This window comes from Pseudomonas sp. RIT-PI-a (assembly GCF_001187875.1).
GTDB lineage: Bacteria > Pseudomonadota > Gammaproteobacteria > Pseudomonadales > Pseudomonadaceae > Aquipseudomonas > Aquipseudomonas coleopterorum.
Window position 1 is genome coordinate 65,559 of sequence record NZ_LGIR01000027.1, and the last position, 20,601, is coordinate 86,159.

Genomic DNA, 20,601 nt, shown 5'->3' on the forward strand with positions numbered 1-20,601 from the left:
CTCACTCTTCGCTGGTGTGCACTTTACGGTGCAGGATGGCCTGGAACTCGTCAGCGAACGTGTAGTAACGGTTGATCAGGGTCTCGCTGCGGGCAGCGAAACGGTTGTAGGCAATAACGGCCGGAATGGCAGCGAACAGGCCGATGGCCGTGGCGATCAGCGCTTCGGCAATACCCGGTGCAACGGTCGCAAGCGTCGCCTGCTGGGCCGAAGCCAGACCACGGAACGAGTTCATGATGCCCCACACGGTACCGAACAGACCGACGTACGGGCTGGTGGAACCGACCGTGGCCAGGAACGGCAGGCCCTGCTCGAGCTTCTCTTCCTCACGGGAGATCGCAACGCGCATGGCACGACCGACGCCTTCCATCACGGCATCGGGGTCGACGCCCTGCTGCTGGCGCAGACGGGAGAACTCCTTGAAGCCGGCACGGAAGATCTGCTCGACGCCCGAATCCGGATCCGGATTGCTTCCAGCCTGGCGATACAACTTGGACAGGTCGATGCCCGACCAGAAGCGCTCCTCGAAGCTGTCCAGAGCACGACGCCCGGCGCGCAGCATCGAGCTGCGCTGAAAGATCATGATCCACGAAGTGACCGAGGCGGCCACCAGAATCAGCATGACCAACTGCACCACGACACTGGCATTGCTGACCAAACTCCACATGGAGGTATGGTCGACGACGTTAGCTTCCACGCTTAATCTCCTGCATTGGATTATTTGCCCAGGTCGCCCGCGTCGGCGAGGGCCGCGCGCAAGGCTGGGGGAATGGCCTGGGGTTTGAAATTATCGGCGCGCACACAGGCCACCATGAACTGCCCTTCGCAGAGCAGCGTTGCGTCCTTCATCCGCCATACCTGCTGCTTGAAACGCAGGCTGGCGCGATTCAATTCGATTATTTCGGCGGTCACCTTCAGTTCGTCGTCCAACCGCGCTGGCGCATGGTAGCGCGCCTCTGCCGAATGGACGACGAACAGCAGGTTCTCTCCTGCCAACTGCGACTGGACGAACCCCAGCGCACGCAGGCGCTCGGTACGAGCCCGCTCCATGAATTTGAGGTAGTTGACGTAGTAGACGACGCCGCCGGCATCGGTGTCTTCGTAATAGACCCGACACTGATGAGCGAACACCTGAACCCCGTTTTGCGCGCGCATACTCTAGTGCTTACTCCTCAGGTTGCCAATCCGCCCAGGCAACTGTTTTTTCGTTGCGTGTGCAGGCAAAGCGCAGGCGAAAGCTGCGTCAGCCCCTAGGACCACGCAAACCCGAATTAGATCGCTGCGCAATGGGCCTTTCATGCGTCGATTTCGTCGGGTTGGGCATCACCGGCAGGCATGTCGCCCAACCGGTTGGGAATGTTCAGGCCGAAATGCAGGTAGGCGTGGCGTGTCACGACACGCCCGCGCGGGGTCCGCATGATGTAACCCTGTTGAATGAGGTAGGGCTCCAGAACATCCTCGATGGTGTGCCGCTCCTCGCTGATGGCGGCCGCCAGGCTGTCGACGCCCACCGGACCGCCGTCGAACTTCTCGATCATGGTCAGCAGCAGGCGCCGGTCCTGGTGGTCGAAGCCGCGCTCGTCGACGTCCAGCATGTTCAGAGCCAGGTCGGCGATGGGCTTAGTGATGTGGCCCTTGCCCCGTACCTGGGCGAAATCCCGGACCCTGCGCAACAACCGATTGGCGATTCGCGGCGTACCGCGGGCGCGCCGGGCGATCTCGAAGGCGCCTTCATCTTCGATCGCCAGCCCCAGAATGTTGCCCGAGCGGCTGACGATGGTTGCAAGGTCCGCCGTGCTGTAGAACTCCAGACGCTGGACGATGCCGAAGCGGTCGCGCAACGGGTTGGTCAGCATGCCGGCACGGGTAGTGGCACCGACCAGGGTGAACGGTGGCAGATCGAGCTTGATGGAGCGTGCCGCCGGCCCCTCGCCGATCATGATGTCGAGCTGGAAATCCTCCATGGCGGGATACAGGACTTCTTCGACGATGGGCGACAGCCGGTGGATCTCGTCGATGAACAGCACATCGTGGGGTTCCAGATTGGTCAGCAGGGCCGCCAGATCTCCCGGCCGCTCCAGCACCGGGCCCGAGGTGCTCTTGATCGACACGCCCATTTCCTGGGCAATGATGTTGGCCAGGGTCGTCTTGCCCAGACCTGGCGGGCCGAAGATCAAGGTGTGATCCAGGGATTCGCTGCGCCCGCGTGCGGCCTGGATGAACAACTCCATCTGCTCGCGCACGGTGGGCTGGCCGATGTACTCGGCCAGGCTGAGCGGGCGGATGGCCCGGTCCTGTACTTCTTCGCGATCGCGGCCAGTGGCGGCGATCAGGCGGTCGGCTTCGATCACTTAGATCATTCCCTTCAACGAGCGGCGGATCAATTCTTCGCTGCTCAGCCCCTTGGCATCGATGGCTGCCACGGCGCGGCTGGCTTCCTGCGGCTTGTACCCCAGGGAGATGAGCGCGCTGACGGCATCGGCCTCGGCGCTGCTGACCGGCGCCGGGCCCTGCGGCCCACTGGGCACCAGTTCGAACATGCTCGGCGTGGTTTGCCAGGCCTTGAAGCGATCCTTGAGCTCGACCAGCAGGCGCTCGGCTGTCTTCTTGCCTACGCCGGGCACCTTGACCAGCGCCGAGGTGTCCTGTGCCTGCACGCAACGCACCAGCTCATCGACATCCAACCCTGACATCAGTGCCAGGGCCAGTTTGGGACCGACGCCGTTCAGGCGGATCAGCTCGCGAAACAGCTCACGCTCGCGCTTTTCATAGAAGCCATAGAGTAACTGAGCGTCTTCGCGCACCACCAGATGGGTGTGCAAGGTCACGGTTTCGCCGACCGGCGGCAGGCGATAGAGCGTGGTCATCGGCACTTCGAGCTCATAGCCCAGCCCGTTGACGTCGAGAATCAGGTGCGGAGGCTGCTTTTCAGCCAGGGTACCGCGCAGGCGTCCAATCACGTTTGAATCCTTTGTCGGAAGGCGCAGTCACGCCCTGCTCATGCTGGCCGGATCTTCGAATCCGTGGCCATCATTGCAGGACTTGGGTGAGCTGCAAGCAAAAAAGTTTGAAACGATGTAAGCCGCTATAGACGCAGGCGTCCACCGCGGCTGCGGGCGGTGCTCAGGCCATGGGGCATCAGGCTCGAACGGGTGTGCGCGTGGGTCAGTGCGATCGCCAGGGCGTCGGAAGCATCGATCTGGGGTTTCTGAGTCAGCTTGAGCAGGTGCATGACCATCATCTGTACCTGTTCCTTGTTGGCTGCACCGGTACCGACGATGGCCTGCTTGACCTGAGTGGCGCTGTACTCGGCAATCTCCAGCCCCTCCTCGGCCGCCGCAACGATGGCCGCACCCCGTGCCTGACCCAGCTTCAGGGCCGAGTCGGCATTGCGAGCCATGAACACCCGCTCGATGCCCATGGTCACCGGACCGTAGGTCTGGATCACTTCGCGCACACCGCGAAAAACGATCTGCAGACGATCGTGCAGCAGCCCCCCGCCCGTACGGATGCAGCCTGAAGCTACGTACTCGCAGCCTCGTCCGGTTTCACGCACGACGCCAAACCCGGTGATGCGCGAGCCTGGGTCGATTCCAAGAATTAAAGTCATAAAGCCTGCAGTAGTGAGAAACACGGCTGATGCCTTCGCGGGTCATCTACCCGCGAAGAGGCTAGCCCTGTCGAAGCATGGCTTCGATGAAACAAACAGGCCGGTCAGCCGAGCTGTTCCATCACGGCATCGGATATTTCGGCATTGGAATAGACGTTTTGCACGTCGTCCAGGTCTTCGAGCATGTCGATCAGTTTGAGCACCTTCTCGGCACCTTCCGCGTCCAGTTCGGCGCTGGTGGTCGGGGCCATGACGATTTCCGCCTCGTCGGCCTTGAAACCCGCCGCCTGCAGCGCATTGCCCACCGCGTAGAAGCTGGCGAACGAGGTGAACACGTCCATCGAGCCATCAGCGTGGGTGACGATGTCGTCGGCATCGGCCTCCATGGCCGCTTCCATCAGGGCATCTTCATCAACGCCCGGAGCGAAGGACAACTGCCCCTTGCGCTCGAACAGATAGGCCACCGAGCCATCGGTGCCCAGGTTGCCGCCGCATTTGCTGAACGCATGGCGCACGGCGGCGGCGGTACGGTTGCGGTTGTCGGTCATGCACTCGACCAGCACCGCGACACCACCGGGACCATAACCCTCGTAGCTCAACTCGACCACGTCATCGCTGCCCGCCGCTCCGGTACCCCGGGCGATCGCACGATCGATGATATCGCGGCTCATGTTGGCGCTCAGCGCCTTGTCCAGCGCCAGCCGCAGACGCGGGTTGGACCCTGGCTCGCCGCCACCCTGACGGGCTGCGACAGTCAGCTCACGAATCCACTTGGTGAAGATCTTGCCCCTCTTGGCATCCTGGCGCTCTTTGCGGTGCTTGATGTTCGCCCACTTGGAATGACCAGCCATAACGCAACTCCGATTTCTGTGTGTTACCCATACGACCCTGCCTCGGCAAGGTTTTCCACTGCCCAACGCAAGGGCGCATCCGAAGATGCGCCCTGTCAGCCGTCACTCAGCCTTGGGCTGTTCGCGCAGACGAATGTGCAGCTCACGCAGTGCCTTGGCATCGACGACACCAGGTGCCTGGGTCATGACATCGGCGGCACTTTGTGTTTTCGGGAACGCAATGACTTCACGAATCGACTGCGCGCCAGTCATCAGCATGACCAGGCGATCCAGGCCGAAGGCCAGGCCGCCGTGTGGTGGCGCGCCGTATTTCAGGGCATCGAGCAGGAAGCCGAACTTCTCTTCCTGTTCCGCCGCTTCGATGCCGAGCAGACGGAACACCGCCTGCTGCATGTCCTTGCGGTGGATACGGATCGAACCGCCGCCCAACTCGGTGCCGTTGAGCACCATGTCGTAGGCACGCGACAGCGCTGTGGCCGGGTTGGCCTCCAGCTCGGCCGGGGTGCACTTGGGGGCGGTGAACGGGTGGTGCAGCGCGCTGAAGCTGCCGTCTTCGTTCTCTTCGAACATCGGGAAGTCGACGACCCACATCGGCGCCCATTCGCAGGTCAGCAGGTTAAGATCGTTACCCAGCTTGATGCGCAGCGCGCCCAATGCCTCGCTGACGATCTTGGCCTTGTCGGCACCGAAGAACACGATGTCGCCATCGACCGCGCCGACGCGATCCAGGATCACGTTGAGGTTGGCTTCCGGGATGTTCTTGACGATCGGCGACTGCAGGCCTTCGACGCCCTTGGCGCGCTCGTTGACCTTGATGTAGGCCAGGCCCTTGGCGCCGTAGATGCCAACGAACTTGGTGTAGTCGTCGATCTGCTTGCGCGGCATGCTCGCCCCGCCTGGAACGCGCAGTGCGGCAACGCGGCACTTGGCATCGTTAGCCGGACCGCTGAAGACCTTGAATTCGACGTCCTTGAGCTGGTCGGCAACGTCGACCAGTTCCATCGGGTTGCGCAGGTCCGGCTTGTCCGAACCGTAGCGGCGCATGGCTTCTTCGAAGGTCATGTGCGGGAACTCGCCGAATTCGACGTCCAGCACTTCCTTGAACAGCTGGCGCACCATGGTTTCGGTGAGACCGATGATTTCCTTCTCGTCGAGGAAGCTGGTCTCGATGTCGATCTGGGTGAACTCAGGCTGACGATCGGCACGCAGGTCTTCGTCGCGGAAGCACTTGGCAATCTGGTAGTAACGGTCGAAACCGGCCACCATCAGCAACTGCTTGAACAGCTGGGGCGACTGCGGTAGAGCGAAGAAGCTGCCGGGGTGGGTACGACTGGGAACCAGGTAGTCACGCGCGCCCTCGGGTGTGGCCCGGGTCAGGATCGGCGTTTCGACATCGAGGAAGCCGTTCTCGTCGAGGTAGCGACGGATGCTGGTGGTGATGCGCGAGCGCAGGCGCAGCTTCTCGGCCATCTCGGGACGGCGCAGGTCGATGAAGCGGTAGCGCAGGCGGGTTTCCTCGCCAACGTCGGAGTATTCGTTGAGCGGGAACGGCGGGGTTTCCGCTTCGTTCAGCACTTCGAGCTCGTAGCCGAGCACTTCGATGGCGCCGGACGCCATGTTCGGGTTGACGGCGCCGGCCGGGCGCGCGCGGACCTTGCCGGTGACCTTGACCACGTACTCGCTGCGCACGCGATCGGCGGCGGCGAAGCTGTCGGCGCGATCGGGGTCGAAGACCACCTGGGCCATGCCTTCACGGTCCCGAATGTCGAGGAAGATCACCCCGCCATGGTCGCGACGGCGATGGACCCAGCCGCACAGGGTTATTTCCTGACCTTCCAGGGTCTCGTTCAGTTGGCCGCAATAGTGGCTGCGCATCATAGTAGTGGTTTCACTTCTCGTAATTCATGATTCGATGACGGCGTGTAGCTGGACACGCGGCACCCTGGACATCGTGCAGGAGCGGGCGGGAGCCGGACAACTCACTCGGCCTTGTCGCCACCCGCCAGATTCTTCTTGTTGCCGGTCTTGAAGTCGGTCTCGTACCAGCCGGTGCCGCTCAGGCGGAAACCCGGCATGGAAAGCATCTTCTTCAATTCCGGCGCCTGGCAGGCAGGGCAGTCGGTCAAAGGCTCGGCGCTGATCTTTTGAATGACTTCCATCTGGTGACCACAGGAAGCACATTGATAGTCGTACATCGGCATGGGTAGTGTCTCGGCAACCAAATAACCGCGGCGCATGCGGCGCCAGGATGAAACGCGGGATTATATCCGGTTAATCGGCGCCGCGCAGCCGTCCAAGGTAACAGACGACGCACGATCGCGCCCCATCAGGTGAGTGACGCAGACCACGCGCACCAGCCCGCTGAAATTCTTCACGCCGCCGTGACGCAGGTGGACTTCGCGGTCGACGTAGGAAAGCAGTGCGTTCACCGTGCACTCATTGGCCAGGGCGATGCGTTCCAGGATCTCCCAATAGATCCGTTCCAGACGCAGGCACGTGGCGAACCCGTTCAGGCGAACCGAGCGGGAGACGGGTCGAGCCATGCCCATGTCGAAGTTTTCTGCGTAGGGATCGACGACGAGCCTGCTCGATCGGTCGAGCTGTCGTGCTCGGGTGATGATGTTTCCTTCCATGGATCCGTGCCTCCTTGATGATCGCCACCTCCAACCCTGGAGGTGTGCTGACGGATCTATGGAAGCGTATCGAGGCGCGATGCCGACAGAGGAATAAAGAGTTGCAGGTGTGCGAAGGGCGGCGTCGTTGCGTAGGAGCGAACCATGCTTCGACCGGGCGCAAAGCGCCAGGATCGATACGGCGGACACCCTGCTGGCGCGGGTGCCGCCGCACCAAGAAGGATCAGCCTTCGAGCAGCGAACGCAGCATCCAGGCGGTCTTCTCATGCACCTGCATGCGCTGGGTCAGCAGGTCGGCTGTCGGCTCGTCACTGACCTTGTCCAGCAGCGGGAAGATGCCTCGGGCAGTACGGGTAACGGCTTCCTGACCTTCGACCAGTTGTTGGATCATGTCCTGGGCCGAGGGCACGCCCTCTTCTTCCTTGATCGAAGACAGACGGGCATAGATGGAATACGCGCCGGGCGCCGGGAAGCCCAGGGCACGAATACGCTCGGCAATGGAGTCCACTGCCAGTGCCAGTTCGGTGTACTGCTCTTCGAACATCAGGTGCAGCGTACGGAAAGCCGGGCCGGTGACGTTCCAGTGGAAGTTGTGGGTCTTGAGGTAGAGCACGTAGGTGTCGGAGAGCAGACGGGACAAGCCGTCCACGATCGATTTGCGATCTTCTTCGCTGATGCCGATATCGATTGCCATGTAATGTCCTTGTAGACGATGAATATACACCCCACTGGTGGACGCCCACTTTACCAAGACCCATCGACCCGCGCAGCCTTTGCCTTGCTCGCTTTGCGTCGACTATCCGCCCGACGGCGGTGGGCGGCACTCCGGCCGATTTGAGAAGGATCCGGCTTTGCTGTTAAATAGGCCGCGTGTCGCCCGGCGATTCATCAAGCCGCGGTGCATAGGCTGATCCCTGCAGATGCCGGCAATTCTTGTCACCCCAACGCTGTGCGTGGTGCGGTATCAGCTCTTCCTGTATGCCTGATCTTAGAGTGAGCCAATCGAATGTTGAAAATCGTCCACCTCCTGACGGGCGCAGCGGCCGTGCTGCTGTCCTTCATACCAAGCCTGCGGGCCGATGTAGCGCCTTACCTGCAACAACCCGACGCAATCTACCTGGCGCTGTTCGGTCTGCTCAATCTGCTTTTGGCGCCAGTGATACCACGCTGGAACAAAGGTCCACGTCATCTGTTGCAAAATCTGGTCAGCGTACTGCTGGTCGCCTCGGTGATCACCCAGACCCTGACATTGCTGGTACCGCTGCCGGCCATCGGCATCCTGCCGGGTCTGCTGTGCGCGCTGCTTGCGTGCCTGGCGCACCTGTCGATCAGCTTCTACCGTGCGTCACCGGCGCCCAGCGCCGTGCAGTACGACATGACCAACCGCGATACGGGCACCGTCAAGTGGTTCAACACGTCCAAAGGCTTCGGCTTCATTTCGCGTGACTCGGGCGACGACATCTTTGTGCATTTTCGTGCCATTCGTGGCGAAGGTCATCGGGTATTGGTCGAAGGCCAGCGCGTCGAGTTTTCGGTGATGAACCGTGACAAGGGGCTGCAGGCCGAAGACGTGATTGCGGCATCGCCACGTCGCTGAATCCAGCAGGCAACAAAAAACGCGGGCACTGCCCGCGTTTTTTATTGCCTCGAAAAAATCTCAATAATGAGGCGGCGGCGCTTCCTGAGTGGCCGTCTCGAACTGGCCGACCATTTCTTCCTGCCGCTTGAGCAGTGCTGCGAGCTGCATCTGCAGGCGCTCGATGGCCCGCTGCTGCAGGATCAGCTCGTCGCTGAGCGAGGACAAGGTGTCATCCTGAAACGCCAGACGCGTCTCCAGTTCCATCACTCGATCTTCCAGGCTCATGCCCTGCCCTCCGCGAAAACGAATTCGTTGCCCAGCAGGCTTGCCAGTTTTTCACGAACCGATGCCAGCTGCTCAGCGGTATAGGGTACCGCTGGCAACTTGCCCCAGACCGGCGCAGGCCAGACAGCATCGGCGCGATACCGGACGATTACATGCATGTGCAACTGGCTGACTACATTGCCCAGGGTGGCAATATTGATCTTGTCGGCGTCATAGCCTTGGTGAAGCAACTTCGCCAAGGCATGGGTTTCATCCCACAGCATTTGATGGTCCGCCTCGTTCAACTGGAAGACTTCGCTGATATCGGGACGACGTGGCACCAGAATGAACCAGGGATAATTGGCATCATTGCTGAGCAGCAGACGACACAGTGGGAAGTCACCCAGGACATGAGTGTCTTGGGCAAGTCGGGCATCCAGGCTGAACACGGGCGTTCTCCAGAAAGCGGGATGGGGGACCGGGCCATGGCCACGAATCGTCGAGCACCAAGGATACCGTGCCTGGTCGATTTTTTTCGAGGTTGTCGCGCATTCAGCTGATCTACTGCGCCACGCGAGCCCGTCAGTATGCCCGGAACAGGGCACAGTGCTGGTGCCCTTCGCCCCAGGATCGCCCGCCTCGCTCAACCCTGAGCGGCACGCCCTGTGCGGACTTCACGCGTTCCATTCAGTACTACACGTAACTACCTGACCAGCGGTACTTCTTTAGGCCAGCGCCACGTTGCCAATTTCATAAGCTGGGCTAGCCTTGCGATTCGAGACGTCACTTTTCGCACCAAAAAGATCCACCAGGGACGCTGTCGGTGCACGCAGACTTCGGAATCTACCCACTCATGTCACCCTGCGGTAACGTTTGCGCGGCGAAATGGGAGGCGATCGCACTCACGACACAGTGACCGAAAAAACAGGACAGGGCTCGACAGGCTGGATTCCCGTGGGCTTCGCCGAGGAGAAGCAAGAAAAGTGAAAAATATGTGAAGGCCTGGCACGTTTGTGCACGCTTGTTGCATTCATCATCGCAAGGTTCAGCGGGGACGTGGGAAGACGATACCCGGGGACAAACAGTAAACCGCCGTATGACGTTTTCATGCGTTTGCAACTTGGCATTGTCAACGACTCAATTCACGGCAGTGCATAAAAGGCAACACGGATGAAACAGCGTTAGTGCACACGCGCAAGCGAAGTGCAGTTGCAAGCGCGAACTTGAAAGTATCGCCAACATGGCTGGCGTGGTATACGTTCCGCGCCGTCATAAAAAGAAAGAACTGCCTCAGATAAAAAAACAGGTGAGGCAGTGGTTACTCTTCTTAAAACCAAAGGAGCAAATCACGATGCGCGTGATGAAGTGGAGCATGATCGCACTGGCTGTAACAGCCGGCACCTCGCAGTTGGCTTTGGCGTCCGCCCAGGACGATTCCAAGGGTTTCGTGGAAGACAGCACCCTGAACCTCAAGCTGCGCGCCCTGTACATGAACCGTGACTACAAGCACGGCGCGGGCAACCCTACCGCTGGCAGCGACAAGGGCTATCGCGAAGACACCGGCCTTGGCGCCCAGATGTTCTACGAGTCGGGCTTCACCCAGGGCACCATCGGTGCAGGTGTGGATGCAATGGGCTTTGGTTCGGTACGCCTGGACGGCGGTACCGGTCGCCGCAGCAACGGCCTGTTCGCAGCCGATGACGAAGGCAACCTGGAGCACAGCCAGACCAAGGGTGGCGCGGCCGTCAAGTTCCGCTTCTCCAATACCGTGCTCAAATACGGCCAACAGATCGTCGCCAGCCCGGTCTTCGCGACCGATGACGGTCGTCTGTTGCCTGAAGTCGCCACCGGCACCTCGATCACCAGCAACGAAATTCAGGACCTGACCCTGAACATCGGCCGCTTCACCTCGATGAGCGCGCAGACCGGCATGGGTCGCGACTCCCTGGGCCTGAAGTCCGCCGACATCGCTGGCGCCACCTACGCCTTCACCAAGAACTTCACCGGTACGGTTGCAGCGTCCGATGTGGAAGACTACTGGAAGCGTCAGTACGTCAACCTGAACTACACCCTGCCGATCGACGATCTGCAGTCGCTGAACTTCGACTTCAACGCCTATCGTACCAAGAGCCAGGGCGAAGACCTGGGCGGCGACGTCGACAACAAGATCTGGAGCACCGCGGTTGCCTATAGCCTGGGCGCGCACAAGTTCACCCTGGGCTACCAGCGCAGCTCCGGTGACACCGGTTACGCCTATGGCGTGGACGGTGGTGGCACCGTGTTCCTGAACAACTCCGTACAGTACTCCGACTTCGTCGGCGCCGAAGAGAAGTCGTGGCAGGTTCGCTACGACCTCAACATGGCTACCTACGGCGTACCGGGCCTGAGCTTCATGACTCGCTACATCACTGGCGACAACATCGAAGCCAGCAACGGCGAAGAAGGCAAAGAGCACGAGTGGGACTTCGAGACCAAGTACGTGGTTCAGCAGGGCCCGATCAAGGACATGTCCTTCCGCCTGCGTAGCGCCGTGTACCGCGCCAACAATGCCTACGACGCCGACTACGGTCCGTCGAACAACGATCTGCGCTTCATCGTCGAGTATCCGCTCAGCATCATGTAATCCGCTGCGGGTAGCTGCACCCTTGAAAAGCCCGGCCCCGCCGGGCTTTTCTGCGTCTGGGTTCCCGTGCTCCGCAAAGCGCGGCCCTATGCCTGTACGTCGTCCAATCACGCCCGTACAATGCCAGGCCTCGATAAAATTTCGCCAAGACAACGGTCAACCATGCGCACCAGTCAATATCTGCTCGCCACACAGAAAGAAACCCCTTCCGATGCCGTCGTGATCAGCCACCAGCTGATGCTGCGTGCCGGCATGATCCGCAAGCTCGCCTCGGGCCTGTACACGTGGCTGCCGATGGGTCTTCGAGTGATGCGCAAGGTTGAGCGGATCGTGCGCGAGGAAATGGACGCCGCCGGTGCCCTCGAGGTGCTGATGCCAGGTATCCAGCCGGCAGAACTGTGGCAGGAATCGGGTCGCTGGGAGCAGTACGGCCCTGAACTGCTGCGCCTGAAGGACCGCCACGACCGTGAGTTCTGTGCAGGCCCCACCCACGAAGAAGTCATCACCGACCTGATGCGCAACGAGCTGAACAGCTACAAACAGCTGCCCATCAATCTGTACCAGATCCAGACCAAATTCCGTGACGAGATCCGTCCGCGCTTCGGCCTGATGCGTGGCCGCGAATTCATCATGAAGGATGCCTATTCCTTCCATGCCGACCAGCCTTCTCTGCAGGTCACCTACGACCGCATGCACCAGGCCTACAGCAACATCTTCACTCGCCTGGGCCTGAAGTTCCGCGCTGTGGAAGCCGACAACGGCTCTATCGGTGGCGCTGGCTCCCATGAATTCCATGTGCTGGCAGAGTCCGGTGAAGACGACATCGTGTTCAGCGATACGTCCGACTATGCGGCCAACATCGAGAAGGCCGAAGCGATTCCACGCGAGACCGAGCGTGGTGCTGCGCAGGAGGAACTGCGCCTGGTCGACACGCCCAATGCCAAGACCATCGCGCAACTGGTGGAAAACTTCGGCCTGCCGATCGAGAAAACCGTCAAGACGCTGGTGGTCCATGCCGCCGAAGAAGGCAAGTTGATTGCCTTGGTCATCCGTGGCGATCATGAGCTGAACGAGATCAAGGCGGCCAATCAGCCTCAGGTCGCCAGCCCGCTGGTCATGGCCAGCGAAGCCGAACTGCGTGAGGCCATCGGTGCAGGTGCAGGTTCCCTGGGCCCGCTGAACCTGCCCCTGCCGTGCATCATCGATCGCTCCGTCGCCTTCATGAGCGATTTTGGCGTAGGCGCCAACATCGACGACAAGCATTACTTCGGCGTGAACTGGGAACGTGATCTCCCGTTGCCTGAGGTGGCCGATCTGCGCAACGTGGTTGACGGCGACGCCAGCCCGGATGGCCAGGGCACCCTGACCATCAAACGTGGTATCGAGGTAGGTCATATCTTCCAGCTGGGCACCAAGTACAGCGAAGCCATGAAGTGCCAGGTACTGGGTGAGAACGGCAAGCCAGTGACTCTGGCCATGGGCTGCTACGGGATTGGCGTATCGCGCGTGGTCGCAGCGGCCATCGAGCAGAACAACGATGCCGGGGGCATCATCTGGAGCGACACCCTGGCGCCCTTCCAGGTGGCACTTGTACCGCTGCGCTACGAAACCGAACAGGTCCGCGAGGCCACCGATCGGTTGTACGCGCAACTGACCGAAGCGGGTTTCGAAGTGCTGCTGGACGACCGCGACAAGAAGACCAGCCCCGGCATCAAGTTCGCCGACATGGAGCTGATCGGCATTCCTCACCGGATCGTCATCAGCGACCGCGGCCTGGCCGAAGGCAACCTGGAATACAAGAGTCGTACCGAGGACGCAGCCCAGGCTTTGCCTGTCGACGAAGTCCTGTCTTTCATCCAGGCTCGCGTGCGCCGCTGACAGACTCGAGAAACCATGTTCAAGCGAACTACCATGGCCCTCGGGGGTGCTGCCCTGTGCAGCACCCTGCTGGTCAGTGGCTGTGCCAACCAGATGTCGCAGCGCAACGAACACGAAGAGCGGATCGAGCGCAAGCTGCTCGAACACAGCCTGCAGATCGACCTGGGCAAGCCCGAGGTCCTGCAGACACCGCAACGCCGCGTGCGCATTCGCGAACTCAAGGACTTCGAAGTCACGGCGTTCGAGACCACCCGTCACTACGATCGCTACACCCCCTACCAACCCTGGCGCGAGGTCTACGAGATCCCGCTGGGCGCGGTTGCCGTGGTGGCGGGCGTGGGCGCCAATGTGGTGAACGTGGCGACATTCGGCAGTCTGCCCGATAGCGTTACCAAGGATTGGGTCAGCTATGGATTTGCCGGTCTCAATCCGTTCATGAACGTGCAATCCAACGGCCGCGCCGAGCAGAACCTGGCCAGCATCGACGAGGTGCAGACCGACAAGCGCGTGGAGCACAACAGCACGCCTTGGAGCGAGCGGCCCGTTCAGGTCGGCACCGGTCGCAAGACCTTCGACCTGGAGACCGATGCCAACGGCGTGTTGCGCATCAATCTGCTGGACAGCCCGTTCGCCGAACAGGATCTGAACCGTGTCACGCGCTTGCAGCTGAGCGTGGTGGACGAGGACAGCCAGACCCGCGCCAGCGCCCTGCTGCCGGTCAGCCCGGATCTGCGCGGCAAGCTTGCCGAAGCGCACAGGCTGATTTTCGATGACCTGGAAGGCGACGAGGTGGGTCAGTGGGTGTTTCGGGTCAAGCGACTGTCTGAACTGGGTCTGGAAGATGAAGCCAGTGAGCTGGAACAGAGCCTGATCGAATTGACCCGCAACGATCCTGAATTGCAGCAGGATTTCCTCAAGTCGCTGCGCAAGGAAACCGGGCGACTGGTTGCCGATCCTGGGACCTGAGCCCGCCGATCAGCGCTCGCTGAACAGCTCCAGCTGCTCGTGAGCGCCACGCAGATCCAGCAGACGCACGCCGATGCCCAACAGCCGCACCGGCTTGCCACCTCGGGCGAACGCCTGACCCAATAGCTGCTGGTAGCTTTCCAGGTCCCTGCCCGCCCCGGCCTGCTCCAGGGTGGTCTGGGTGAAATCGTGGAACTTCACTTTGACGAACGGCTTGCCGGGGCGATAGCTGCTGTCGATCCGCCCGATGCGTTCGGCCAGGGTCTGCATCAGCTCCGGGAGCTTGCCAAGGCAGCTGGCCAAGTCCGGCAGGTCTGCCTCATACGTGTTTTCCACGCTGATGGACTGCCGCCGGCTATCGTTCTGCACCACACGATCGTCGATGCCGCGAGCCAGGCTGTAGAGGCGCTCGCCGAAGCTGCCGAATTCGCGCACCAGCGCCAATTTGCTCCACTCACGCAACTCCAGGCAGCTGTCGATGCCCAGGCGCGCCAGCTTGTCCGCAGTGACCTTGCCCACGCCGTGCAGTTTGGTGACCGGCAGGGCCGCGACGAAATCCTCGACCTGGGGCGGGGTGATGACGAACAGCCCGTCCGGCTTGCGCCAGTCGCTGGCAATCTTGGCCAGAAACTTGTTCGGCGCCACCCCGGCCGAAACGGTGATGTGCAGACGCTTGGAAACCTTGCGCCGAATGTCCTGGGCTATACGCGTGGCGCTGCCGGAAAAATGCGGGCAGTCGGAAACGTCGAGGTAAGCCTCGTCCAGTGACAGCGGCTCGATCAGGTCGGTGTACTCGCGAAAGATGCCCTGAATCTCCCGCGATGCTTCTTTATAGGCATCCATGCGGGGCTTGACGATGGTCAGGTCGGGACAGAGTTTGACTGCATGACGTGAACTCATGGCCGAGCGCACGCCATAGGCGCGCGCCTCGTAGTTGCAGGTGGCGATCACGCCGCGACGCTCCGCAGAGCCACCGACGGCCAGAGGCTTGCCGGCCAGCCGCGGGTCGTCACGCATTTCGATGGCGGCGTAGAAGCAGTCACAGTCGACATGGATGATCTTGCGCTGCGTCATGGTCTGGGCGGGGTACCGGGCGGGTAATGGATCGTACACATACCACGGTATTATCCCACTCGCAGCGCCAAGCGCCATCACCAAAGCCTGACGGCGCTGTCTCGGCTCATCGGAAAAACATCGGGAATACCGCTGAAAGCCCCGGCCGGCCTGACTCTTCAGGCCATTGGCAAAGCTAAGCGATTGATGGAAAAGAGTTTTCTTGAAATCAGGGTTTGACAAGCGCGCGCTGCGCTGTAGAATAGCCCACACAGACGCGGGATGGAGCAGTCTGGTAGCTCGTCGGGCTCATAACCCGAAGGTCGTCGGTTCAAATCCGGCTCCCGCAACCAAACAACGAAGAAGGCCACTTGAAAAAGTGGCCTTTTTTGTTGCCTGCGTTTTGCCCCACCGCTGATTACTCAATCAGGTCGTCAGGCTGATCCACATCGCGGTAGATACCCAGGTCATCACACGCCACACGATGCAGGTGTTCTTCGGCAAACAGTCGTCGTGCACCTTGATCGCCACGCAACACCAGCAGCTGTTCGCGGAAAGCGCGGCCAAAGCCCACCGGGTGCCCCTGCCCTTGCGGGCCATGGGCGATGCTGATGCGCTCCAGCGCCATGGACCGGCGCACCTTGGCGAAGGTGCCAGCAGTCACGAACGGCATGTCGCCCAGGCACACCAACCAGCCATCGGCGTTGGCACTGGCTTCGACGCCGGTGCGCAGGCTGTCGCCCATGCCTGCGGAGTCGAGAAGCACCACTTCGCAGCCGTAAGCCTGGGCGACCTCTATCACTTGTGTCTTGTGCGTACGGGTGACCAGCACACGACGCTCGACTGCCTCGCCGAGATTGCGCAGCACCTGCTCGATGACGCTGCGCTCGATGCCATCCAACCCTCGGCACCGGGCGAGCAGTTTGTCGCTGCCCTGCCCTGCCGCTTCCTGAAAACGCCGACCCTCTCCCGCAGCGAGGATCAGGGCGCAAGGTGCAATAATGGCTGACATGTCGTTGAGCTCCGGTGATCACATGGCGCACTGCAGATGGAATGGCGTCGCGATCAATACAGGTTGGGTTCCATTTCCAGCGCTACGCCAAAGCGCGACTGGATATCTTCCTGGATCCGCTGAGCCAGCGCATACAGCTGCTTGCCTGAGGCGCCGCCGTAGTTGACCAGCACCAGCGACTGCAAGCGGTGCACGCCAGCGTCGCCGTCGCGATAGCCTTTCCAGCCTGCGCGCTCGATCAACCAGCCGGCCGCCAGCTTGAAGAGCCCATCGGCCTGGGGATAGGCCACTGCATCGGGATGCTCGCGGCGAATGGCGTCCAGCACCGGCGCGGTCACTACCGGATTCTTGAAGAAGCTGCCGGCGTTGCCCAGTTCGGCAGGATCGGGCAGCTTTTCGCGACGAATGCTGCAGATGGCGGCACTGACGTCGTTGGGCGTGGGGTGCTGGATACCCTGGTCGGCCAATCGTTGACGCACAGGGCCGTAGTCCAGATGCACCGGCGCCGAGCGCGACAGCTTGAAACGCACACGCAGGATCACCCAGCGTCCGGGCTGGCGCTTGAACACGCTGTCGCGATAGCCGAAGGCGCAGTCGGTGACACTGAAGTCGCGGACCTGCAGCGTGTCCCGGTCCAGCGCGGTCAGGCCGGCGAACACGTCCTTGATCTCGACACCGTAGGCACCGATGTTCTGCATCGGTGCCGCGCCCACGGTGCCGGGGATCAGGCTGAGGTTTTCCAGCCCCGCCAGACCCAGCTCGAGCGTCTGCAACACGAAAGGATGCCACGGCTCGCCGGCTTCGGCTTCCAGCAATACCTGATCGCCATTTTCTTCGAGCACACGGACACCACGGTTGTCCATGCGCACCACCAGCAGCTCGCTCAAGTCAGTGGTCAGCAGCAGGTTGCTGCCGCCACCGATGACCAGCACGCGCAGATTCCTCGTCGCCGCCCACGCCAGTGCCTGCTCGAGTTCGCCATCGCTGTGCACGGAGACGAAGAACGCCGCTCGAACGTCGATGCCGAAGGTGTTGTAGGGCTTGAGCGACTGGTTGGCACGGATGTCCAGGCTCATGACGCCAGCAGGCGCCGCACGCGCTCAAGATCTTCGGCGGTGTCGACACCGGCGGGTGGCGCCTGGACGGCGTCGGCGACATGGATGCGCACACCGTGCCAGAGCGCCCGCAGCTGCTCCAGACGCTCTGTGCTTTCCAGCCAGCAAGGGCCCCACTGCACGAAATCCTGCAGGAAGCCGGCACGGTAGGCATAGATGCCGATGTGACGACGATAGGGCACCTGGGCTGGCAGGACGTCGCGATCGTTGGCGAAGTCATCGCGCGCCCAGGGCAGCGGTGCGCGGCTGAAAGTCAGCGCCAGGCCGTTAAGGTCCGTGACGACCTTGACCACGTTGGGGTTGAACAGTGCCTCCACGTCTGCGATCGGCTCGGCCAAGGTCGCCATGGCGGCCTCGCGACTGGCGGCGAGATTGGCCGCCACCTGGTCGATCACCACGGGCGGAATCAACGGCTCGTCGCCCTGCACATTGACCACGATCGCGTCGGCATCCAGGCCCAGCGCCTGGCAGACCTCGGCCAGGCGGTCGGTGCCGGACTCGTGGTCAGGACGGGTCATCACCACTTCGGCGCCGAAGGCACGGCAGGCGGACTCGATACGACCGTCGTCGGTGGCGACCACCACCCGCGCAGCGGTGCTCTTGCAGGCCTGCTCCCAGACATGCTGGATCATCGGCTTGCCAGCGATCATCTGCAGCGGCTTGCCCGGCAGGCGCGTCGACTGGTAGCGGGCGGGGATCACGACAGTGAAGGCCGTGCTCATTTATCCAGGCGCTCGTCGTCGGTGAGGGTGCGGGCTTCGGTTTCCAGCATCACCGGAATGCCGTCGCGAATGGGATACGCCAGGCCTGCGCCCTTGCTGATCAGTTCGGTCTTGTCGGCGCTGAGCTTGAGCGGACCCTTGGTGATCGGGCAGGCGAGAATGTCGAGCAATTTGGTGTCCATGGAAAATCCTTCAAGGCAGGGAATCAGGGCAAAAGGTCGGTCAGACGCTGGTCGAGCCAACCGATGAAGCGTGGTGAGGGCTGGGCGTCGACGGCCAGGTACCACCAATCCGCGGCGGCGAACTCGCGGCACTTCACGGCATCCTTCTCGGTCATGACCACCGGCAGCGGCGGCTCGAAACTCAGGGCCTGGAGCGTGAGCCGGGCATGGTCGGCGAAAGGGTGCGCGACAGGCTGCCAGTGTAGCGCCTGCAGGGTGTCGAAGAAACGTTGCGGATTGCCAATCCCGGCCACGGCGTGAAGGGCCTGTCCGGGGGGGAAATGGCTCAAGGATCGGCGTTCGCCGCTGCGCACGTTGATCAGCGCCTGGGCTTGCAGGGTCAGGCCGTAGCCTTGCGGGGAATCGTCGGCGGCACCGTTGCACAGCACGGCATCCACCGTCTGCAGGCGTTCGGCGGGTTCGCGCAACGGGCCTGCAGGCAGGCAGCGGCCATTGCCCAGTCCGCGCGCGGCGTCGATCAGGACCAGTTCGATGTCACGAGCCAGGCGGTAATGCTGCAGACCATCGTCACTGAGGACGAGGTCCACGGGTTCGGCATCGAGCAGCGCACGCACAGCGCGGCCCCGATCGGGGTCGATCACCAGCGGTACGCCACTGCGCTGCACGATCAGCAGCGGTTCATCGCCCGCCTGGGCTGCGTCCTGATCGGCGCTGACCCGCCACGGCAGGCTCGGCGGCTGGGCGCCGTAGCCGCGACTGACCACGCCGACGCGCAGGCCGCGGGCGCGGCAATGCTCGATCAGCCAGAGGATCATCGGTGTCTTGCCGGTGCCACCGACGGTAATGTTGCCGACCACCAGCACCGGTACCGGTGCTCGGTAGATCTCGCCCTGCCCGGCCTCGAAGCGCCGCCGCTTGCGCAGCACAACGTGGCGGTACAGGCATTCCAGCGGACGCAACAGCCACAGCGCACGATGGCCGGTGTACCAGGCGGCGGACAAGCGGTCGGCGAGGCTCATCAGGGATTTGCCTGCGCCTCGACAGTGATCATGCTGATCTGGCTGAAGCCGAGCTTGCCGGCAGCATCCATGGCACTGATCACTGCCTGATGGGGCGTCTTGCCATCGGCACTGATCGACAGGGGCAGCGCGCTGTCGCCCGCCGATGCGGTGCGCAGGGCCTCGATCAGGGTCGGCAGGTCGCTCTTGGGCAGCAGCTGGTTGTTGACCGCGTAGACGCCCTCGGCGCTGATGGCGATGTCGATGCGCTTGAGGTCGCTGGCCTGCTCCGGCGCGCCATTCACCGCTTCGGGAAGCTCGACACGCAACTGGGTCTCGCGGGTGAACGTAGTGGTGATCACGAAGAACAGCAGCAGCACGAAGACGACGTCTATCAGCGAGATCAGGTTGAGCTCGATGTTCTCCCGACTGCGACGACGAAACTTCACGCTTTTTCCTCGGCCAGGTCGACCTCGCGATCACCCTGCACGACTTCCACCAGCTTGATGGCTTCCTGTTCCATGCCCACTACCAACTCATCGATGCGGCGCTGCAGCAGGCGATGGAAGAACAGCGCCGGGATCGCGACGATCAGGCCGGACGCGGTGGTAACCAGCGCCTTGGAGATACCGCCAGCCATGACGCTGGGATTGCCGCTCACGGCGCCGCCGGTGAACGAGCCGAAGATCTCGATCATGCCGATCACCGTGCCCAGCAGGCCTAGCAGTGGGGCCATCGCAGCAATGGTGCCCAGGGTGCTGATATAGCGTTCCAGCTCGTGGATGACGCGGCTGGCGGCTTCCTCGATGCTTTCCTTCATGATTTCGCGGCCGTGGCGCGAGTTGGCCAGGCCAGCGGCGAGAATTTCACCGAGGGGCGAGTCGGCGCGCAGCTCCTTGAGCTTTTCCTTGCTCAACTGCTTGTCTTTCTTCCAGCGCCAGACCTGGCCGACCAGATGGGCGGGCGAGACGCGGCTGGCACGCAAGGTCCACAAGCGCTCGGCGATGATGGCCAGCGCAACGATGGAGCTCACTATGATTGGCAACATCATCCAGCCGCCAGACTTAACCAATTCCCACACAGGTGCGATCCCCTCGAAAAAGTTCGCCACTCTA

24 protein-coding genes and 1 tRNA gene are annotated in these 20,601 nt (G+C 61.9%); 5 read left to right on the top strand and 20 right to left on the bottom strand.

The features are described from left to right. Position 1: 1 nt before the first annotated feature. From tolQ to AC788_RS15780, 10 genes are all read right to left on the bottom strand, one after another. On the bottom strand, positions 2 to 697 hold the full coding sequence (gene tolQ, locus AC788_RS15735) for a protein TolQ (protein WP_043187191.1): 696 nt from the start codon (positions 695 to 697) through the stop codon (positions 2 to 4). 20 nt (positions 698 to 717) lie between these two features. Further along, positions 718 to 1,155, bottom strand: a complete 438-nt coding sequence (gene ybgC / locus AC788_RS15740; RefSeq protein WP_049861516.1) for a tol-pal system-associated acyl-CoA thioesterase — start codon at positions 1,153 to 1,155, stop codon at positions 718 to 720. 140 nt (positions 1,156 to 1,295) lie between these two features. Then, a complete protein-coding gene (gene ruvB, locus AC788_RS15745) occupies positions 1,296 to 2,351 on the bottom strand; it encodes a Holliday junction branch migration DNA helicase RuvB (RefSeq protein ID WP_049861517.1) in 1,056 nt (351 codons plus the stop codon). Continuing rightward, positions 2,352 to 2,960, bottom strand: coding sequence for a Holliday junction branch migration protein RuvA (ruvA, locus tag AC788_RS15750; protein ID WP_049861518.1), 609 nt, complete (start codon positions 2,958 to 2,960; stop codon positions 2,352 to 2,354). It lies immediately after the preceding gene. 125 nt (positions 2,961 to 3,085) lie between these two features. Next, on the bottom strand, positions 3,086 to 3,610 hold the full coding sequence (gene ruvC / locus AC788_RS15755; RefSeq protein ID WP_043193311.1) for a crossover junction endodeoxyribonuclease RuvC: 525 nt from the start codon (positions 3,608 to 3,610) through the stop codon (positions 3,086 to 3,088). 104 nt (positions 3,611 to 3,714) lie between these two features. Continuing rightward, complete coding sequence (locus AC788_RS15760; protein WP_049861519.1) at positions 3,715 to 4,461, bottom strand: YebC/PmpR family DNA-binding transcriptional regulator; 747 nt, start codon at positions 4,459 to 4,461, stop codon at positions 3,715 to 3,717. 102 nt (positions 4,462 to 4,563) lie between these two features. After that, positions 4,564 to 6,339, bottom strand: a complete 1,776-nt coding sequence (aspS, locus tag AC788_RS15765) for an aspartate--tRNA ligase (RefSeq protein WP_049861520.1) — start codon at positions 6,337 to 6,339, stop codon at positions 4,564 to 4,566. A gap of 101 nt (positions 6,340 to 6,440) precedes the next feature. Then, positions 6,441 to 6,662: an FmdB family zinc ribbon protein gene (locus tag AC788_RS15770; protein WP_049861560.1), complete on the bottom strand. Its 222-nt coding sequence runs from the start codon at positions 6,660 to 6,662 to the stop codon at positions 6,441 to 6,443. 60 nt (positions 6,663 to 6,722) lie between these two features. Further along, complete coding sequence (locus tag AC788_RS15775; RefSeq protein ID WP_049861521.1) at positions 6,723 to 7,094, bottom strand: ribbon-helix-helix domain-containing protein; 372 nt, start codon at positions 7,092 to 7,094, stop codon at positions 6,723 to 6,725. Positions 7,095 to 7,317: 223 nt separating this feature from the next. Beyond that, entirely contained in the window at positions 7,318 to 7,788 is a 471-nt protein-coding gene (locus tag AC788_RS15780) for a Dps family protein (RefSeq protein WP_043187180.1), read from the bottom strand. 312 nt (positions 7,789 to 8,100) lie between these two features. On the opposite strand from AC788_RS15780, the gene AC788_RS22075 reads away from it, so the two are divergent. Then, positions 8,101 to 8,691, top strand: a complete 591-nt coding sequence (locus AC788_RS22075; RefSeq protein WP_049861522.1) for a cold-shock protein — start codon at positions 8,101 to 8,103, stop codon at positions 8,689 to 8,691. Positions 8,692 to 8,751: 60 nt separating this feature from the next. Here AC788_RS22075 and AC788_RS15790 read toward each other — a convergent pair whose 3' ends face one another. After that, a complete protein-coding gene (locus AC788_RS15790) occupies positions 8,752 to 8,958 on the bottom strand; it encodes a SlyX family protein (protein WP_049861523.1) in 207 nt (68 codons plus the stop codon). After that, on the bottom strand, positions 8,955 to 9,386 hold the full coding sequence (locus AC788_RS15795; protein ID WP_049861524.1) for an HIT domain-containing protein: 432 nt from the start codon (positions 9,384 to 9,386) through the stop codon (positions 8,955 to 8,957). Before AC788_RS15795 ends, AC788_RS15790 begins: the two co-directional genes overlap by 4 nt. A gap of 902 nt (positions 9,387 to 10,288) precedes the next feature. Here AC788_RS15795 and AC788_RS15800 point away from each other — a divergent pair. The 3 genes from AC788_RS15800 to AC788_RS15810 all read left to right on the top strand — a co-directional run bounded on the left by AC788_RS15800 (position 10,289) and on the right by AC788_RS15810 (position 14,404). Then, positions 10,289 to 11,560, top strand: coding sequence for an OprD family porin (locus AC788_RS15800; RefSeq protein ID WP_049861525.1), 1,272 nt, complete (start codon positions 10,289 to 10,291; stop codon positions 11,558 to 11,560). Between the two features lie 162 nt (positions 11,561 to 11,722). Further along, positions 11,723 to 13,438, top strand: coding sequence for a proline--tRNA ligase (locus AC788_RS15805; RefSeq protein WP_049861526.1), 1,716 nt, complete (start codon positions 11,723 to 11,725; stop codon positions 13,436 to 13,438). A gap of 15 nt (positions 13,439 to 13,453) precedes the next feature. Next, positions 13,454 to 14,404 carry a hypothetical protein gene (locus AC788_RS15810; RefSeq protein WP_049861527.1) on the top strand — a complete coding sequence of 317 codons (951 nt, stop codon included), beginning with the start codon at positions 13,454 to 13,456 and terminating at the stop codon, positions 14,402 to 14,404. 9 nt (positions 14,405 to 14,413) lie between these two features. Here AC788_RS15810 and dinB read toward each other — a convergent pair whose 3' ends face one another. After that, positions 14,414 to 15,478, bottom strand: a complete 1,065-nt coding sequence (gene dinB / locus AC788_RS15815; RefSeq protein ID WP_049861528.1) for a DNA polymerase IV — start codon at positions 15,476 to 15,478, stop codon at positions 14,414 to 14,416. A 255-nt stretch (positions 15,479 to 15,733) separates the two neighbouring features. Between dinB and AC788_RS15820 the strand changes: the two genes are divergently transcribed. Further along, positions 15,734 to 15,810, top strand: a tRNA-Met gene (locus AC788_RS15820). Positions 15,811 to 15,875: 65 nt separating this feature from the next. Here AC788_RS15820 and AC788_RS15825 read toward each other — a convergent pair. From AC788_RS15825 to AC788_RS15855, 7 genes are read right to left on the bottom strand one after another with little or no spacing between them, the layout of a single operon-like run. Next, positions 15,876 to 16,469: a nucleotidyltransferase family protein gene (locus AC788_RS15825; RefSeq protein ID WP_049861529.1), complete on the bottom strand. Its 594-nt coding sequence runs from the start codon at positions 16,467 to 16,469 to the stop codon at positions 15,876 to 15,878. Between the two features lie 53 nt (positions 16,470 to 16,522). After that, complete coding sequence (gene murB, locus AC788_RS15830) at positions 16,523 to 17,545, bottom strand: UDP-N-acetylmuramate dehydrogenase (RefSeq protein ID WP_049861530.1); 1,023 nt, start codon at positions 17,543 to 17,545, stop codon at positions 16,523 to 16,525. Further along, positions 17,542 to 18,306, bottom strand: coding sequence for a 3-deoxy-manno-octulosonate cytidylyltransferase (gene kdsB / locus AC788_RS15835; protein WP_049861531.1), 765 nt, complete (start codon positions 18,304 to 18,306; stop codon positions 17,542 to 17,544). Before kdsB ends, murB begins: the two co-directional genes overlap by 4 nt. Continuing rightward, positions 18,303 to 18,488: a Trm112 family protein gene (locus tag AC788_RS15840; RefSeq protein WP_049861532.1), complete on the bottom strand. Its 186-nt coding sequence runs from the start codon at positions 18,486 to 18,488 to the stop codon at positions 18,303 to 18,305. Before AC788_RS15840 ends, kdsB begins: the two co-directional genes overlap by 4 nt. A 23-nt stretch (positions 18,489 to 18,511) precedes the next feature. Further along, entirely contained in the window at positions 18,512 to 19,507 is a 996-nt protein-coding gene (gene lpxK, locus AC788_RS15845) for a tetraacyldisaccharide 4'-kinase (RefSeq protein ID WP_049861533.1), read from the bottom strand. Then, on the bottom strand, positions 19,507 to 19,935 hold the full coding sequence (locus tag AC788_RS15850; protein ID WP_049861534.1) for an ExbD/TolR family protein: 429 nt from the start codon (positions 19,933 to 19,935) through the stop codon (positions 19,507 to 19,509). The genes lpxK and AC788_RS15850 overlap by 1 nt, the downstream gene beginning before the upstream one ends. Beyond that, entirely contained in the window at positions 19,932 to 20,567 is a 636-nt protein-coding gene (locus AC788_RS15855; RefSeq protein WP_043193308.1) for a MotA/TolQ/ExbB proton channel family protein, read from the bottom strand. The genes AC788_RS15850 and AC788_RS15855 overlap by 4 nt, the downstream gene beginning before the upstream one ends. Positions 20,568 to 20,601: the final 34 nt, after the last annotated feature.

Excerpts from the sequence above, each read along its gene's own strand:
- AC788_RS15790 (WP_049861523.1), bottom strand. The coding sequence starts at position 8,958 with ATGAGCCTGGAAGATCGAGTGATGGAACTGGAGACGCGTCTGGCGTTT.
- AC788_RS15825 (WP_049861529.1), bottom strand. The coding sequence starts at position 16,469 with ATGTCAGCCATTATTGCACCTTGCGCCCTGATCCTCGCTGCGGGAGAG.
- AC788_RS15805 (WP_049861526.1), top strand. The coding sequence starts at position 11,723 with ATGCGCACCAGTCAATATCTGCTCGCCACACAGAAAGAAACCCCTTCC.
- lpxK (WP_049861533.1), bottom strand. The coding sequence starts at position 19,507 with ATGAGCCTCGCCGACCGCTTGTCCGCCGCCTGGTACACCGGCCATCGT.
- AC788_RS15770 (WP_049861560.1), bottom strand. The coding sequence starts at position 6,662 with ATGCCGATGTACGACTATCAATGTGCTTCCTGTGGTCACCAGATGGAA.
- aspS (WP_049861520.1), bottom strand. The coding sequence starts at position 6,339 with ATGATGCGCAGCCACTATTGCGGCCAACTGAACGAGACCCTGGAAGGT.
- AC788_RS15840 (WP_049861532.1), bottom strand. The coding sequence starts at position 18,488 with ATGGACACCAAATTGCTCGACATTCTCGCCTGCCCGATCACCAAGGGT.
- AC788_RS15810 (WP_049861527.1), top strand. The coding sequence starts at position 13,454 with ATGTTCAAGCGAACTACCATGGCCCTCGGGGGTGCTGCCCTGTGCAGC.
- AC788_RS15775 (WP_049861521.1), bottom strand. The coding sequence starts at position 7,094 with ATGGAAGGAAACATCATCACCCGAGCACGACAGCTCGACCGATCGAGC.
- ruvC (WP_043193311.1), bottom strand. The coding sequence starts at position 3,610 with ATGACTTTAATTCTTGGAATCGACCCAGGCTCGCGCATCACCGGGTTT.
- kdsB (WP_049861531.1), bottom strand. The coding sequence starts at position 18,306 with ATGAGCACGGCCTTCACTGTCGTGATCCCCGCCCGCTACCAGTCGACG.
- ybgC (WP_049861516.1), bottom strand. The coding sequence starts at position 1,155 with ATGCGCGCGCAAAACGGGGTTCAGGTGTTCGCTCATCAGTGTCGGGTC.
- dinB (WP_049861528.1), bottom strand. The coding sequence starts at position 15,478 with ATGACGCAGCGCAAGATCATCCATGTCGACTGTGACTGCTTCTACGCC.
- AC788_RS15780 (WP_043187180.1), bottom strand. The coding sequence starts at position 7,788 with ATGGCAATCGATATCGGCATCAGCGAAGAAGATCGCAAATCGATCGTG.
- AC788_RS15760 (WP_049861519.1), bottom strand. The coding sequence starts at position 4,461 with ATGGCTGGTCATTCCAAGTGGGCGAACATCAAGCACCGCAAAGAGCGC.
- AC788_RS22075 (WP_049861522.1), top strand. The coding sequence starts at position 8,101 with ATGTTGAAAATCGTCCACCTCCTGACGGGCGCAGCGGCCGTGCTGCTG.
- murB (WP_049861530.1), bottom strand. The coding sequence starts at position 17,545 with ATGAGCCTGGACATCCGTGCCAACCAGTCGCTCAAGCCCTACAACACC.
- AC788_RS15800 (WP_049861525.1), top strand. The coding sequence starts at position 10,289 with ATGCGCGTGATGAAGTGGAGCATGATCGCACTGGCTGTAACAGCCGGC.